This is a genomic window from Cedecea sp. B1(4), assembly GCF_059414925.1.
In genome coordinates this window covers 1-378 of the sequence record NZ_JCAHMZ010000381.1, presented here as the reverse complement: position 1 = coordinate 378, position 378 = coordinate 1, and the positions used below count along the sequence as shown (strand labels likewise).

Annotated in this window: 1 protein-coding gene; it reads right to left on the bottom strand. The window is 57.7% G+C overall.

Annotated elements, in window-relative coordinates; all coding sequences use genetic code 11:
- Nucleotides 1–378: hypothetical protein (locus ACR6JA_RS23385; RefSeq protein ID WP_494599941.1), on the bottom strand; the 378-nt coding region annotated here is incomplete at both ends.

Sequence of the window (378 nt, the reverse complement as noted above, 5' to 3'; positions counted from 1 at the left end):
GGGCCGAAAAAGCTCTTGGCCAGCTCTTCTTGAGTGGCCCTGCCCTGCTTCATGCGGTGCATTTCGATCAATTCCAGGAAATGTAGGATCGTCGCCAGGTCGTTCGCGCTGATCGAATGCAGGAGGATTTCACGATGTGTGCCGTTCGCGCGCCCATGCGTAGCCTTGCTGTTGCGCACCCGTATGCCTAAGCAGGCCTTACTCCTTGTCTTGGGCGAGGCTAGATATGAGAAGGCTGCGGCATCGAACCACTCTTCCGGGCGCAGCCCCAGCAGCAGGTTGGCTTTCACAAAGGCCAAGAGGGGGCCCACATAGACCACGCCTGAAGCGGTTTCTCCATATCTTTCCAGTGCTTCAAGCACGTCTTTGGGTAGCGCC